We start from the raw sequence: 14,761 nt of genomic DNA on the forward strand, positions 1-14,761 counted from the left end.
ATGCTGCTGTCGGCCTGCACCACCGCCAGCGACGGGTTGCGCAGCGTTGAGCCTTCCGCTCTCGCGCCTTCCGAAAGCATGGATGAATCGCCGCGTCACGCCGTTGCGGTCGTGGATGTTGCTTCCGGCCGCATGCTCTATTCTGTCAACGCGAACTCGCCGCGCCATCCGGCATCGCTCGCCAAGATGATGACGCTCTATCTTCTCTTTGAAGCGATAGAGACACATCGCGTGAACCTCTTCACGATGATCCCAATTTCGGAACATGCTGCCAGCCAGCCGCCTTCGAAGATGCGCCTTCGTCCCGGCGACCAGATCGACGTTCTCACGGCAATCCATGCGCTCACTGTGAAGTCGGCAAATGATGTCGCCGTCGCAGTGGGCGAATATCTGGGTGGATCCGAAGATCAGTTTGCGCAGATGATGAATGCCAAGGCGCGCTCGCTCGGAATGCGCGGCACCACCTTCCGCAATGCGTCCGGCCTGCACGATCCAGAACAGGTCACGACCGCGCGGGACATGGCGCTGCTCGGCATATCGTTGCGCCGCCGGTTCCCTGACAAGTTCCAGTATTTCTCTGCCACGAGCTTCAATTTCCGCGGCAAGATCGTCAAAGGACATAACGACCTGCTCGGGCGCGACGGCGTCGACGGTATCAAGACGGGCTATGTGCGTGCTTCCGGCTTCAACATAGTCACGTCGGTGCAGTCGGGCGGCAAGAGCCTCGTCGTCGTGGTTATGGGCGGCCAGACCGCGCGCTCCCGGAATGCCGAGGTCGAAAGCCTGATCGCGACCTATCTCGGACGTCCGCAGTCGATTGCGCTGCAGCCCTGAGTTTCTGCAAAATCGTTCTTGTAATGTTCTATATTATATGAGAACAGTCTAATCATATTTGGTGCGTGGCGGCGTGCTTGAAATGATTGGTTCTGGCACATGGTTTCTCGCGTCCACACTGTTGCGTTTCAAGGCATAGAAGCTGTCCCCGTTGACGTGCAGGTTATGATCGCGCCCGGGAAGGTTGGCATGCAGATTGTCGGCCTGCCGGATAAAGCCGTCGCAGAAAGCCGCGAGCGAGTGCAGGCCGCGCTGCATGCAACAGGCTTGTCCATGCCCGCCAAGCGCGTAACCGTAAATCTCGCGCCAGCCGATTTGCCGAAAGAAGGGAGCCATTACGACCTTCCGATTGCACTCGGCCTTATGGCCGCGATGGGAGCTATCCCTGCCGATGCGTTGTCCGGTTTCGTGGTGTTGGGGGAACTCGCGCTCGACGGCACAATTGCGGAAGTCGCGGGCGTCCTGCCTGCAGCCGTGGGGGCCAATGCGCAAGGGCGGGGATTGATCTGCCCGGAAGCTTGCGGTCCGGAAGCCGCATGGGCGGGTGCGGACATAGACATTCTCGCGCCACACAGTCTCATCGCGGCTGCAAACCATTTCCGCGGAACGCAAGTTCTCTCCAGACCCATTCCTGCCATACAGCGCAAGGAAACCGCGGGACTGCCGGATCTGTCGGACATCAAGGGTCAGGAAACGGCTCGGCGCGCCTTGGAAGTTGCCGCTGCTGGCGGCCACAATCTCCTTATGTCCGGCCCGCCCGGTTCCGGCAAATCCATGCTTGCCGCGCGTCTCCCATCGATATTGCCGCCACTTGAACCGCGCGAACTGCTCGAAGTCTCGATGATCGCATCCATTGCGGGCCAATTGGCTGGTGGAAAGCTCAGCGACAGCCGCCCGTTCAGGTCGCCTCATCATTCCGCATCGATGGCGGCAATGGTCGGCGGCGGCGCGCGGGCGCGTCCGGGCGAAGTCTCACTTGCCCATCACGGTGTGCTGTTTCTGGATGAATTTCCAGAGTTCACGCCTGGGGTTCTGGATTCTCTGCGTCAGCCTCTGGAAACGGGCGAATGCATGATTGCGCGCGCCAATCATCGCGTTTCTTATCCGGCACGCATTCAACTCGTCGCCGCGATGAATCCCTGCCGCTGTGGCATGGCCGGAGAGCCGGGGCATCAATGTGCGCGTGGTCCTCGCTGCCTGACGGAATATCAGGCGCGCATTTCGGGTCCGCTTCTCGATCGCATCGACATCAGGGTCGACGTCCCGGCCGTTTCCGCCGCCGATCTTGTCTATTCGGATCGCAGCGAAAGCAGCGCCACCGTCGCGCAGCGGGTTGCGCGCGCACGGCAAATGCAGCGACGACGTTTTGAAGCAATAGGCGCGGCGGTCACAACCAACGCGCATTGTTCTGCCTCGCTAATCGAAACTGTAGCCGCGCCGGACGCCAGCGGCGCGTCATTGCTGGCGGAAGCCAGTGAAAAGCTGGGCTTCTCCGCTCGCGCTTATCATCGTGTTTTGCGCGTCGCTCGCACACTTGCCGATCTTGATGGAAGCGAACGTGTGTGCCGCATTCATCTGGCCGAAGCAATCGCCTATAGGCTGCCAAGTGAGCGCACCGTGCAGGCGGCATGATATGCCCAAAAATTGTCCTCTTGCATTGCGGGTAATGACAGGCATCTTGCAGCGCTAACGAACAAGGTAGGACTGCCGTTGTGAGCAACATCGCTTTTTCCGCAGCGGGCATATCGGTGGCGGTCGATCTCTCAGTCGGCCACATTGCAGACATGGCCATGGACTTGGGCGATCGCGTCTTGCGTCCGCTGCATCGCGCGCCCTGGATCGGTGAAACAGGTCTGCCCGCCGACATTGCGCCCGGGTTGGAGCGCCTGTCAGGCGATTTCCTATGCGCACCATTCTCCCGCAACGACATCGAAGAAGCGCCGGGGCACGGCTGGCCCGCAAACAGCCCTTGGAGCGTCGTTTCAAGCAGTGCCATTCCCGGCGGGTGGCGCGCGACGCTGAGGTTGGCGAAAACCGTTTTCGGCGCGACGATCGAAAAGACGCTGACCCTGCGGGACAATCATCCGCTTCTCTATCAGGAGCACCGTATAATTGGCGGTTCCGGCGAACTCCCGGTCGCGCATCACGCGATGAGTGTCATGGCGCGCGGCGGCAAGCTCGCATTTTCGCCGAAACGCTTTGCTGAAACGCCCGCCGAATCGCTCGAGCCCGATCCCGCACGCGGTCGATACAAGCTCGCATATCCGGCGCGCACGCTGGATATTCGCCGCTTCCCCACAAGCGATGGCGGCGTCACCGACCTCGCCGCCTACGCGGGGAATGATCGCCGCGAAGATTTTGTCATATTGGTAGAAGAACCGGCAAACGCTTTGGGCTGGACCGCGTTGCAGCGCCAAGCCGAGGGCGATCTGGTGCTTGTTCTAAAAAATCCATCCGAACTGCCCATTACAATGCTCTGGTATTCGAATGGCGGTCGCGACTATGCCCCTTGGAACGGGCGGCATCTTGGCGTTCTCGGCATTGAGGATGGGCGCACTGCTGTCGGCCATCGCCAATCCATTGGCGACAACACGCTCAAGGCCGCTGGCGTGCCGACAAGTTTCGCGCTCAGCCCAGACCTCACGATCAGCTTCCGCCACATACTGGGTGCGTTGCCTTTGCAGGCGCTTCCCCACTCGGTCGAGCAGCAGAAGAATACGCTCGTGCTCAGTATGGAAGGCCGAGAGTTTCTGACACCGTTCGATTCCGGGTTTCTTTCTCGCGCCACAGACTAAGCCTATGATACGGAATGGGAGTTTGTCAGATGTCACAGATTGCTCATTTGGCGTCAGCCATCTTCAAAAAGGTCGACAAAAACGGCCGCTGTCTGGTCGCGGTTGCCGGTCCGCCCGGCGCTGGCAAATCCACCATATCCTCAGCCCTCATAGACCTTTTGCCTGAAGGCTCCGCAGTCGTCGTGCCGATGGATGGCTTCCATTATGATGATGCGGTGCTCGATCAGAAGGGGCTGCGCTCTCGAAAGGGTGCGCCGGAGACATTTGATTTCGCCGGCTTTGAACATCTTTTGAAGCGTATTCGCGCTGGCGAACCTGAAATCGCCATTCCTGTCTTCGACCGCAACATGGAGCTGTCCCGCGCGGCGGCGGCCATTATCGATACAGATAAGCGCTTTATCATCGTTGAAGGCAATTACCTGCTGCTTTCCGAGAAGCCGTGGGTGCGTCTCCGAGAACTGTTTGATTTTACGGTGTTTCTCGACGTCCCTCGTGACGAGCTTGAGCGAAGACTTATCCAGCGTTGGCGCGATCATGGCCGCTCGGAAGAGGACGGTCGCGCTTGGGTTGATTCCAATGATCTGCCGAATGTTGATCGAGTTCTTCAAAACCGGAGCGCTGCTGACTTGACGATCTGATTCGCAAGGCCGATTCTCCGCGAATCACCGCGCAAAATGGTCGCAGGTGACGATCGAGGGTGGAGCCATTTCGAAAAAGGAGAGTTCGATGGCAAAGCAGGCGACGAAGGCTGCTGGCGGTAAAGCTGCAGCCAAAGGGGCGGCTAAGCCGGCCTCTAAGACCACCAAGGCGGCTGCCAAACCAGCCGCAGCGAAGACCAAGGCCGCCGCAAAGCCAGCGGCAAAAGCAGCAGCGAAACCAGCCGCAAAAGCAGCAGCCAAGCCAGCGGCAAAAGCAGCAGCGAAACCAGCCGCAAAAGCAGCAGCCAAGCCTGCGGCGAAAGCCACTGCAAAACCGGCGGCAAAAGCCGCAGCCAAGCCAGCCGCAAAAGCAGCGGCCAAACCTGCCGCGAAAGCAGCAGCTAAGGCACCTGCGAAAAAGGCGGCTTCAAAGCCCGCAGCAGCAAAGGCAAAAGCTCCTGCAAAGCCCGCTGCCAAATCTAATGGCGCGGCGGCTACCGTTGCAAAAACTGCAAAGAAAGCGGTCAAGACTGTCAAGTCCACCGCCAAAAGTGTGGTTGCTGCGGCAGCATCAGTTGTCGGCGCAAAAAAGACGTCGTCCAAAAAGGCTTGATGCATCGCCCTGCGCGGGTCCAGCGAGCCTATCTTTTCGCATGGCCAGCCAGATCTGGCGCGGAGCGCGAATGCTCCGCTACTTTATGCCGACCACACGCCCGAACCGTCAGCGCGGCGGCACAACCAGTCCCTTTTGCGAAGCAGGCCGCTCAAGCGCGCGCTCAAGCCAGGCGTTGACGTTCTTCAGGCTGTCGAGTCCGAGCAATTCGCTCGCATCATAAACGACCTTCAAGCCGCGCACCCACGGAAAGATTGCAATATCTGCAATCGAGTAGTCGTTGCCCATGATCCAGCGGCGGCCGTCCAGTCTTTGCTCAAGCACGCCAAGCAAGCGGCGCGACTCGTCCCGGTAGCGGTTGAGCGGACGCTTGTCGTCAATCTCCCGCCCCGCAAACTTGTAGAAGAAGCCGAACTGTCCAAACATCGGCCCGACCGATGCCATCTGGAAGAACACCCACTGCAGCGTTTCATATCGGCGCGCTGGATCCTTCGGGAGCAGCTTTCCGGTCTTTTCCGCGAGATAGGTCAGAATTGCACCGGATTCGAAAAGCGCCAACGGCTTCCCGTCTGGACCCTTCGGATCAATGATCGCGGGAATCTTTCCATTGGGATTGAGCGAGAGAAACGAGTCGGTCCACGTCTCGTTCTTGGTGATGTCGACCCTATGCGCCTCGTAGGGCAGGCCAATTTCCTCCAGCATGATAGAAATCTTCACGCCGTTCGGCGTGGGGAACGAATAGAGCTGGATTCGATCAGGATGCTGCGCCGACCAGCGGTTTGAAATGGGAAATTCTGAAAGGTCAGTCATCGTCAACTCGCTCTATCGAAAGGATCAGGCAGACTTGAACGCCACCACCGCATTCGTCCCGCCAAAAGCAAATGCGTTGCTGATAGCTGCTTTAACCGGGCGCTGCTTCGCTACGTTCGGCGTGACGTCCAGATCGCAATCAGGGTCCGGCTCGCGATAATTTGCGGTCGGCGGCACGACGCCTTCGCGAATTGCCATGATGCAGGCAATCGCCTCCAGCGCGCCGGAGGCCCCCATGCAGTGTGCATGCATGGATTTGGTGGACGAGACCGAAACCTTGTCCGCGTCAGAGCCGAACACTGCGCGTATTGCGGCGGTTTCGATCTGGTCGTTGGCTTTGGTGCCGGTGCCATGCGCGTTGATGTAGTCCACGTCACCCGTGCACAACCGCGCATCCGCAAGGCACGCGCGCATCGCGGCGGCCGGACCTTCGACGGTCGGCGAAACAATATCAGATGCATCGGCAGACATGCCCGCGCCGGCAAACTCAGCCAATATCGTCGCGCCGCGCGCTTTGGCGTGTTCATAGCTTTCCAGCACGGCGATTGCAGAGCCTTCGCCAAGCACCAGCCCGTCGCGATCATTCGAAAATGGCCGGCATGTCTCGCGGGCCAGCGCGCGCAGCGCCTCCCAGCCTTTGACGACGCCAAACACCAGCGGCGCGTCCGTGCCGCCTGCCAGCATGATGTCGGCGCGGCCCAGCCGTATCTGGTCAGCCGCCGCTGCAAATGCGTGATTCGAAGAAGCACAGGCAGATGTCACGCCGAACACCGGTCCGCGCAGGCCGTGGATCATGCTCACCTGACCCGCCGGGGCGCTGGGCATTATGCGCGGAACGCAAAACACATTGGCGCGCGTTTTGCCCTCTTTCAGCAGCCCGAAATAGTTTTCGTCAGCAGCTTCCGCACCGAAAATCCCGGTCCCGACGACCGCGCCGATCCGGCTGCTGTCGATTGCCTGAACGTCAATCGCAGCGTTGCGGATTGCTTCGTCCGCTGCCATTGCTGCCAGCAGGGCAAAGCGGTCGATGGCCACCAGCCTGCGCTTGTCCACATTCCATTCGGGCAACTGCTTTATTTCTGCGCCGATCCGGGTCTTGGCGTCGCGCAAAAGCGGCGTTGAGAGTGTGCCGATTGCGGAGCGACCGGCTCGCAGGGCATCCCAAATATCGGCTACATTCGTGCCAAGGGCGCAGAGGCCACCCAGACCCGTGATAACGATCCGCTGCCGCGACACGTCAGGCGTTCTTCTTGTCGATAAGCGTGCGCACCGCCTTCACCATGTCGCCCACATTCTTGAGTTTGTTCCAGGCATCCACTGTGTTCATCTCAATCTCGATGTCATAGGCCTCTTCGACATCGAAAATGATCTCCGTGAGTTCAAGCGAGTGAATGCCGAGCGCGGTCAGTTCGGTTTCTGGAGTTATTTCTCCGATTTCAGGGTCAGCATGCGCCTGAATTTTCGCAATGATGTCTCGCGTGAGTTCATCGGTCATGCGCAATCTTCCCCGCTCTGCCGTTGCTTCGATGCTTCTTGTGCAACTCTGTATAGAAATCACATTGAAATGGCGCAACAACTTGAATGAAGAAAGGCCCCGCAAATGCGGGGCCTTCAACCGTCAGCCTGAGACGGTTCGTATCATCCGTATCAGTTGCGCGACAGCCAACCGTCGATTTCCGAATCAACTTCATCTTGCGCTTTGCCGTAGCGCTCCTGAATTCGGCCAGCCAATTCGCGGCGTTTTCCTTTGATAACATCAAGGTCGTCGTCAGTGAGCTTGCCCCACTGCTGCTGCACCTTGCCCTTGAACTGTTCCCAATTGCCTTCGATGCGATCCCAATTCATTCCGTGTCTCCTCGTTTTGAACTCATGGCGCTCAAGCGCCTCGAAAACAAAACGCAATATCGCTGGATATGTTCCACCGACATGTCGCCCAGCCATTTTCCACCTGCGGCGTGGGGGCGCGCCAAAGCCACTTTGCGTGGCGCGCGAAAGCGATTAAGAACGGTTCGACGCGCGCCACGGGCCTACGGAGCTATGGAATGACTGAAATCCTGCAAACCCCGAAACTTATCACGGTTTTTGGGGGCTCTGGCTTTCTCGGTCGCCACGTCGTTCGCGCTCTCGCGCGTCGCGGCTATCTGGTGCGCGTAGGGTGCCGCCGGCCGGATTTGGCGGGCCATTTGCAGCCGCTGGGCAATGTCGGCCAGATACAGGCCGTGCAGGCTAATTTGCGCGTGCGCTGGTCGGTAGATCGTGCCGTGCAGGGCGCAGCCCATGTGGTCAATCTGGTTGCCATTCTCCATCAAAGCGGTCGCCAGACCTTTGATGCGGTGCAGGATTTCGGCGCGCGCGCGGTTGCGGAAGCTGCTCGTTCGGTCGGCGCGGGGCTGACCCACGTTTCGGCGATTGGGGCTGACAAGGATTCGCCGTCCGACTATGCGCGTACCAAGGCGCTGGGCGAAGCGGCTGTAAGAGAGACGATCAAGGATGCTGTTATCATGCGTCCCTCGGTCATTTTCGGGCCGGAGGATGCATTCTTCAATCGCTTCGCCAATTTGGCGCGCTATTCACCGGCGCTGCCGTTGATTGGCGGCGGCCAGACCAAATTCCAGCCAGTGTTTGTCGGTGATGTTGCCGAAGCGATTGCGCGCTCTGTCGATGGACAGGTGGCCGGTGGCAAGACCTATGAGCTTGGCGGACCCCAGCACCTCACCTTCCGGGAGTGCATGGAGACGATGCTCGAAACCATCGATCGCAAGCGCTTGCTGGTTCCGGTGCCGTGGTGGCTCGCTGAGGTTCAGGGCAGTGTTCTTGGCCTTTTGCCAAATCCGCTTCTCACCAGGGATCAGGTCATTCTGCTGCGTTCGCACAATGTCGTTTCGCCGAAGGCCGAAAAGGAAGGCCGCACCTTTAGCGGTCTGGGCATCACGCCAACCGCAGTCGGCGCGATCCTGCCAAGCTATCTCTGGCGGTATCGTCCTGCCGGTCAGTTCACACGAAAGAACGAAGCATAGGCCCGCTGGATTCCTTTCTTCCTGATGGGGTAAGCGCCGCCGCAGCCGTGATGCTCGTGGTTGCCAGCTTTTTCACCTCCGCGCTCACCGCTTCCTTTGGTGTGGGCGGCGGCGTTGCGATGCTCGCTCTGCTTGGCATTTTCGTGCCAGTCGCGGTTCTCATCCCGGTGCATGGCGCGGTGCAGCTCGGCTCGAACACTGGTCGCGCATGGATTCAGCGGCGCTTCATCCGCATGGATGTTGCGGCACCCTTCATGGCTGGCAGTGTGGTCGGCGCGGTTGCAGGCGCGTTTCTCGTCGTACAATTGCCAGATGCGTTGATGAAAATCGTGCTTGGCGCGTTCATTATTCTCGTCACATGGACCAAAATTCCCGGCATCAACCGTCTGGGCAAGGCTGGTTTGGCCGTAGCAAGTTCAGCGCTCGCGCTGATTTCGATGATGGTCGGCGCGACCGGCCCGCTCGTTTCGCCGATTTTGGCGCAGTTCATCCCGGATGATCGCAAGGCACTTGTCGCGACTCACGCGGCCAGCATGGTTGTGCAACATGCGTTGAAAATTCTGGTATTTGGCCTTGCCGGCTTTGCCTTCGGCAGTTGGTTGCCGATGGTGGCGACAATGATCTTCACCGGTTATCTAGGCACAACCTATGGCAGCCTGCTTCTGGACAAATTGCCGGAAGAGTCGTTCCGCAGATGGTTCAAGATTGGCCTGACCATTCTTGCCCTCGACATATTGCGCCGGGGGCTGAGCGGCTTCTTTTGAGCCTTAGCCGAAAATCAGCAGGGCGATCAGCCCGACGCCACCAACGATCAGCCGCCACCAGCCAAATACCGAGTAGCCATGCTTGGAAACATAGCCGAGCAGCGAGCGCACGACGATTACGGCCATGATGAAGGCCGCGATGAATCCCGTCGCGATGATCGGCAGATCTGCGGCCGAAAGCACGTCGCGGTTTTTGTAAAGGTCGTAGGCGAAAGCGCCAGCCATTGTCGGCATGGCGAGGAAGAATGAAAACTCCGCCGCTGAGCGCTTGTCGGCGCCCATCAGCAAGGAGCCGACAATCGTCGCGCCTGAGCGAGAAGTGCCGGGAATCATTGCAAGGCACTGCACAAGACCGATTTTGAAGCAGAGCGACAGCGGGAAATCCATCACGTCGAAATAGCGCGGCTTCAGCGGCGCACGGTCGATAGCCAACAGGATAACGCCGCCAATGATGAGCATGATGCAAATCAGCATCGGGCTCTCGAAAAGCACGGTCTTGATAAAGTCGTGCGCTAGCGCCCCGATCACTGCCGCAGGCAGAAAGGCCAGCAGAATACCTGCGACAAAGCGCTGCGTTTTGGGGTCGGACGGCAGGTTGCGCGCGAGCTGAATAAGCTTGCCCGCGTAGACCGAGAGGATTGCCAAAATCGCGCCAAGCTGGATCAGAACCTCAAAAGCCTTGCCGGTAGACTTGAATCCGAGAAAATGCCCGGCGAGCAATATGTGCCCGGTTGATGAAACAGGCAGAAATTCGGTCAAGCCTTCCAGCAGGCCGAGCAAAAGTGCTTCGACAATTGTCTGATGTTCCATGATGCTCTCGGATAGCTGGCCCGGCGATTGCTTGTGTTCGTCCCGAACAGACCCTATAGGTTTCTGCGATTCTGCCCGGCGGACACCGACTTATCGGTCCGGCACGAACTTTACCAGATCATTCGTTGCGATTTCATGCTCACCCTGTTTCAACATCCTATGCTCCCGTCATGCCGGTTTATCCGCCTCGCCTTTGGTGAGAATGGCGAGGAATTGGAGTTAATTGAGGAAACACCGTGGAGTCGCCGCAAAGAATTTTTGGCGCTCAATCCTGCCGGCTCGCTGCCGGTCCTGCTGGCGGAAGGCGATGTCTCCATTGTCGGCGCAACCGTCATCGCCGAGTATCTGGACGAAACGCGCGGCATTTTGAAGCGTGACCGCCGCCTTTTGGCCGAAAATCCGATGGATCGCGCGGAAATCCGCCGTCTGGTCGATTGGTATCTCGTCAAGCTGGACAGCGAAGTTACCCGCCATCTGGTGCGCGAGCGTGTGTTCAAGCCTATGATGCCGCCGGAACTGGGCGGCGGTTCGCCTGATTCCACCGCTATCCGCACGGCACGCGCCAACATCAAGCAGCATATGAAATATACGAACTGGCTGGCAGGTTCGCGCAATTGGCTGGCGGGTCCGCGCCTCACCTATGCCGATCTCGCCGCTGCCGCGTCGCTGTCCGTGCTGGATTATCTTGGCGAGGTCGATTGGCGCGAAAACAACGCTGCGCGCGATTGGTACGCAAGGGTAAAGTCGCGACCCTCCTTCCGCTCACTGCTGAATGATCGCGTGCGCGGCATTTCTCCGGCAACGCATTATGCGGACCTCGACTTCTAAGCTTCGCGCGCTCATTGAGCGGGAAGCCCGCGCGCTGGGCTTCAACGCGGTTGCGGTCACGACGCCCGACGCAGCACCGTTGGCTGGTGGGCGTTTGGCGCAGTTCGTCACCGAAGGTTTTCACGGCTCCATGGCATGGATGGAGGAAACACTGGCGCGCCGCGGCCACCCGCGAACGCTTTGGCCGGAAGTGCAATCCATTATCATGCTAGCGATGAACTACGGCCCCGACAGCAGCCCGCTCGACGATCTGAAACACCGGGACCGCGCCGCCATCTCCGTCTATGCGCGCAATCGCGATTATCACGACATCATCAAAGGTCGCCTCAAGGAGCTGGCAAGCAAATTTGCCTCGCAAAGCGGCGCAGACGTGAAAGTGTTCGTAGACACTGCACCCGTTATGGAAAAGCCGCTCGCACAGTCGTCCGGCATTGGTTGGCAGGGCAAACACACAAATCTGGTCAGCCGCGAATTTGGCTCATGGCTGTTTCTCGGTTCCATTTTCACCACCGCGGAGCTTGCGCCAGACGAACCCGAAATCGATCATTGCGGCTCCTGTCGTTCCTGTCTGGACATTTGCCCAACCAACGCGTTTCCGGCGCCATACCGTCTCGATGCACGCCGCTGCATTTCTTATCTCACCATCGAGAACAAAGGCCCTATTCCGCACGAGTTTCGCGTTGCCATCGGCAACCGCATCTATGGCTGCGATGATTGCCTCGCCGTCTGTCCGTGGAACAAGTTTGCTTCGGAAGCATCCGAAGCGAAGCTCGTTGCGCGCGAAGATCTGCGAATGCCCACACTCGCCGATCTCCTGACGCTCGATGATACCGCCTTTCGCGCGCGATTCTCCGGCTCGCCCATCAAGCGCATCGGGCGGGACCGCTTCATCCGCAACGTTCTGATTGCTGCGGGAAACTCTAACGAACCCGAACTGGCCGAGGCCTGCCGAGCGCTTCTGGCAGACGAAGCGCCGCTTGTGCGCGGCGCTGCCATATGGGCCTTGTCGCGGCTTCTCGATAGGGAGCAACTTCAGCAATTGGCGCGGGATGATTCGGACCCGGATGTCGCGGCTGAATGGAGATTGGCGCTTGCAGAAAGTGCCTGCAGAATGGATGCACACTGAATGAAGGTTTTCATTTTCGGCGCGGGCTATTCGGGCAAGCGGTTCGCCGAAATGCGCCCCGAAAACACGCCCCTTCTCGGCACAACCCGCAGCGCAGCGAAATTCGCCACTCTGCAGGAATCGGGCATACAGCCCTTCGTCTTCGACAATCGCTCCATTGGCGATGATCTGGCGCGCGAATTGGCCGACACCACGCATCTCATCGTGTTCATCGCGCCGGATGATGCTGGCGATTCGGTGCTCGACGCACTGCGCGCCGCCTCTGTTGCTATGCCGAAGCTGGAATGGATCGGCTATCTCTCCACCGTGGGCGTATATGGCGACCATGGCGGTGCCTGGGTGGATGAGGAGAGCGCCTGCAATCCAGTCTCCGGGCGCTCGCGCCTGCGGCTGGCAGCGGAGCGGGCTTGGCAGCTCTTCGGCGAAACGCACCGCGTCCCCGTTTCGATCCTGCGGCTTTCGGGCATTTACGGACCGGGGCGCAACGCCTTCGTGAATCTGGAAAATGGAACAGCCAAGCGGCTCATCAAGCCCGGACAGGTTTTCAACCGCATCCATGCGGACGATATTGGCGCATCGCTCTGGCACCTCATTGCACAGCGCACTGGCGGCATTTTCAATATTACCGACGACGAGCCGGCACCCCCGCAGGATGTCGTCTCCTTCGCAGCCGGTTTGATGGGCATCGCCCCGCCTCCCGAAATTCCGTTCGAGACGGCCCAACTTTCGCCAATGGCTCGTTCTTTCTATGGTGAGAACAAGCGCGTTTCCAACGCACGTCTCAAGGTGACAGGCTATGCATTCCGCTATCCCAACTATCGCGCGGCTTTTGAGACGATGTGGCGTGAGGGAAACTGGCAAGGTGCAGGCAAAGCCGACTCGCGCAGCCCGATCAAACCATAGTGCATTGCTTCGTAAATTTACGAATGCGTAACCATGCCGTTCCAAGCTGGCGGATTATCTAAGGAAGAGAAAATGTCCGGACCTGCTCAAAAAGGCCGACTGAAACGCAAGGCCGGATGGCTGTTGGCGGTCGCTATCGGCTTCGGCGTGCTCGCGCAATCCGCGCAATCGGATGAACTGGCGAAAAACGCATTCGGCGCAAAGAGCCTGCCCGCTGCCAGCGAACCGCACTCCTATGGCTTTTACAGCAAGGGCTGCTTTTCCGGCGGCATGGCCATCGCCGCCGATGGCCCGACATGGCAGGCAATGCGGCTTTCCCGCAATCGCCGTTGGGGCCACCCAACGATGATTCGCCTGCTCGAAAAACTGTCGCATGATGCTGTGCAGGATGGCTGGCCGGGCCTTTTGATTGGCGATATTTCGCAGCCGCGCGGTGGTCCGATGCTCACGGGCCATGCCTCGCATCAGATCGGTCTGGACGCAGATATCTGGTTCACGCCAATGCCGGACAAGCGTCTTTCCGCCGCCCAGCGTGAAAGCGTCAGCGCCGTTTCCATGATCAAGAAGGGCGGGCTGACCGTCGATGACCGCCGCTGGTCTGATTCGCGCATGCGCCTGCTCAAGCGCGCGGCAAGCTATCCGGAGGTCGAGCGCATTCTGGTTCATCCGGGCATCAAGAAAAAGCTTTGCGACACCGTGACGGGCGACCGCACATGGCTGCGCAAGGTTCGCCCGTTCTGGGGTCATGATTATCACTTCCACGTCCGCATCGGCTGTCAGGCCGGCTCCGTGGGCTGCAAGGAACAGGCCGCACCCCCAGAGGGCGATGGCTGCGACAAGTCGCTGGCTTGGTGGTTCACGGATGAACCGTGGCGGCCAAACAAGAATCCTGACGCGCCCAAGGCTCGCGACATCATGAAGCTTTCGGCTTTGCCCAAGGCGTGCATGGCCGTGCTCAATGCGCCGTCACCTGCTTCCGAGGCGGTAGTCACATTGGGTGGCGAAGGTGTGCCGCAAACCTCAGTTGCATCTGCTCCCGCGGAAGCGCCGACAGTGGACACAACGCAACCTCCGGCGGCGGCAAATGCGTATAGCGCCACACCAACTGTCGATATTCCGGTGCCTCGGCCGAAAGCGAAAGTGGGCCAGTCAAGCCGCTAGGGCTTCAGCGGCCCTTTCGGTAGTGCAAAACTTTGGCTAACAATCGACCAATCGAATGAAGGTTGGCCCATTGTCGCTCCGCATTGCCCTTGTCGCGCATGATCAGAAAAAGGACGACATGGTCGCGTTCGCGCAGGAGCATGTCGAGTTCCTGTCGCAATGTTCCTTGGTGGCAACCGGCACAACCGGCCAGCGCATTGCCGATGCCTGTCCTGAACTCAGCGTGCGGCGCATGAAAAGCGGCCCGCTTGGCGGCGATCAACAAATTGGCGCGCTGATCTCGGAAGGCGAGGTCGACATGCTCATTTTCTTCGTTGATCCGCTCACGCCTATGCCGCATGACGTGGATGTAAAAGCGTTGACCCGGCTGGCGACACTTTACGACATTCCGCTGGCGCAAAACCGGTCCACGGCAGAAGCAATACTGTTTGCGCAGGCGAATGCCTGACCGAAGGGGAGGAA

The 14,761-nt window shown here is 59.3% G+C and carries 17 protein-coding genes; 12 read left to right on the top strand and 5 right to left on the bottom strand.

The window, feature by feature from the left end; all coding sequences use genetic code 11:
• The 5 genes from DY251_RS00135 (at window position 1) to DY251_RS21550 (ending at window position 4,880) form a co-directional block, all read left to right on the top strand.
• Window positions 1-834, top strand: a complete 834-nt coding sequence (locus DY251_RS00135) for a D-alanyl-D-alanine carboxypeptidase family protein (protein WP_116621828.1) — start codon at window positions 1-3, stop codon at window positions 832-834.
• A 99-nt stretch (window positions 835-933) separates the two neighbouring features.
• Window positions 934-2,466 carry a YifB family Mg chelatase-like AAA ATPase gene (locus DY251_RS00140; protein ID WP_116621829.1) on the top strand — a complete coding sequence of 511 codons (1,533 nt, stop codon included), beginning with the start codon at window positions 934-936 and terminating at the stop codon, window positions 2,464-2,466.
• 80 nt (window positions 2,467-2,546) lie between these two features.
• Entirely contained in the window at window positions 2,547-3,629 is a 1,083-nt protein-coding gene (locus DY251_RS00145) for a hypothetical protein (protein WP_116621830.1), read from the top strand.
• 29 nt (window positions 3,630-3,658) lie between these two features.
• Entirely contained in the window at window positions 3,659-4,267 is a 609-nt protein-coding gene (locus DY251_RS00150; RefSeq protein ID WP_116621831.1) for a nucleoside triphosphate hydrolase, read from the top strand.
• Between the two features lie 88 nt (window positions 4,268-4,355).
• The gene (locus DY251_RS21550; protein ID WP_199498747.1) at window positions 4,356-4,880 is read left to right on the top strand and encodes a hypothetical protein; all 525 of its coding nucleotides are present in this window, start codon (window positions 4,356-4,358) and stop codon (window positions 4,878-4,880) included.
• 108 nt (window positions 4,881-4,988) lie between these two features.
• Here DY251_RS21550 and DY251_RS00160 read toward each other — a convergent pair whose 3' ends face one another.
• The 4 genes from DY251_RS00160 to DY251_RS00175 all read right to left on the bottom strand — a co-directional run bounded on the left by DY251_RS00160 (window position 4,989) and on the right by DY251_RS00175 (window position 7,535).
• The gene (locus tag DY251_RS00160; protein WP_116621832.1) at window positions 4,989-5,690 is read right to left on the bottom strand and encodes a glutathione S-transferase C-terminal domain-containing protein; all 702 of its coding nucleotides are present in this window, start codon (window positions 5,688-5,690) and stop codon (window positions 4,989-4,991) included.
• A 24-nt stretch (window positions 5,691-5,714) separates the two neighbouring features.
• Window positions 5,715-6,926, bottom strand: a complete 1,212-nt coding sequence (locus DY251_RS00165; RefSeq protein ID WP_116621833.1) for a beta-ketoacyl-[acyl-carrier-protein] synthase family protein — start codon at window positions 6,924-6,926, stop codon at window positions 5,715-5,717.
• A gap of 1 nt (window position 6,927) precedes the next feature.
• Window positions 6,928-7,185, bottom strand: a complete 258-nt coding sequence (locus tag DY251_RS00170; RefSeq protein ID WP_116621834.1) for an acyl carrier protein — start codon at window positions 7,183-7,185, stop codon at window positions 6,928-6,930.
• Window positions 7,186-7,337: 152 nt separating this feature from the next.
• Window positions 7,338-7,535 carry a CsbD family protein gene (locus tag DY251_RS00175; protein ID WP_116622251.1) on the bottom strand — a complete coding sequence of 66 codons (198 nt, stop codon included), beginning with the start codon at window positions 7,533-7,535 and terminating at the stop codon, window positions 7,338-7,340.
• Between the two features lie 197 nt (window positions 7,536-7,732).
• On the opposite strand from DY251_RS00175, the gene DY251_RS00180 reads away from it, so the two are divergent.
• Window positions 7,733-8,707 carry a complex I NDUFA9 subunit family protein gene (locus tag DY251_RS00180; RefSeq protein ID WP_116621835.1) on the top strand — a complete coding sequence of 325 codons (975 nt, stop codon included), beginning with the start codon at window positions 7,733-7,735 and terminating at the stop codon, window positions 8,705-8,707.
• A gap of 50 nt (window positions 8,708-8,757) precedes the next feature.
• Window positions 8,758-9,471 carry a sulfite exporter TauE/SafE family protein gene (locus DY251_RS00185; RefSeq protein ID WP_116621836.1) on the top strand — a complete coding sequence of 238 codons (714 nt, stop codon included), beginning with the start codon at window positions 8,758-8,760 and terminating at the stop codon, window positions 9,469-9,471.
• Between the two features lie 3 nt (window positions 9,472-9,474).
• On the opposite strand, the gene DY251_RS00190 is transcribed toward DY251_RS00185, so the two are convergent.
• Complete coding sequence (locus DY251_RS00190; RefSeq protein ID WP_116621837.1) at window positions 9,475-10,281, bottom strand: undecaprenyl-diphosphate phosphatase; 807 nt, start codon at window positions 10,279-10,281, stop codon at window positions 9,475-9,477.
• A gap of 135 nt (window positions 10,282-10,416) precedes the next feature.
• Here DY251_RS00190 and DY251_RS00195 point away from each other — a divergent pair, with 135 nt between their 5' ends.
• From DY251_RS00195 to DY251_RS00215, 5 genes are all read left to right on the top strand, one after another.
• Entirely contained in the window at window positions 10,417-11,109 is a 693-nt protein-coding gene (locus tag DY251_RS00195; protein WP_116621838.1) for a glutathione S-transferase family protein, read from the top strand.
• Window positions 11,090-12,235, top strand: coding sequence for a tRNA epoxyqueuosine(34) reductase QueG (queG, locus tag DY251_RS00200; protein ID WP_116621839.1), 1,146 nt, complete (start codon window positions 11,090-11,092; stop codon window positions 12,233-12,235). The genes DY251_RS00195 and queG overlap by 20 nt, the downstream gene beginning before the upstream one ends.
• A complete protein-coding gene (locus tag DY251_RS00205; RefSeq protein ID WP_116621840.1) occupies window positions 12,236-13,138 on the top strand; it encodes an SDR family oxidoreductase in 903 nt (300 codons plus the stop codon). It abuts the gene before it with no gap.
• Between the two features lie 72 nt (window positions 13,139-13,210).
• Window positions 13,211-14,299 (top strand): penicillin-insensitive murein endopeptidase, encoded by a 1,089-nt coding sequence (mepA, locus tag DY251_RS00210; RefSeq protein WP_116622252.1) that lies wholly within the window; start codon window positions 13,211-13,213, stop codon window positions 14,297-14,299.
• A gap of 55 nt (window positions 14,300-14,354) precedes the next feature.
• Entirely contained in the window at window positions 14,355-14,747 is a 393-nt protein-coding gene (locus DY251_RS00215) for a methylglyoxal synthase (protein ID WP_116621841.1), read from the top strand.
• Window positions 14,748-14,761 lie beyond the last annotated feature (14 nt).

The sequence above is a fragment of the Mesorhizobium denitrificans genome (genome assembly GCF_003403035.1).
GTDB lineage: Bacteria > Pseudomonadota > Alphaproteobacteria > Rhizobiales > Rhizobiaceae > Mesorhizobium_G > Mesorhizobium_G denitrificans.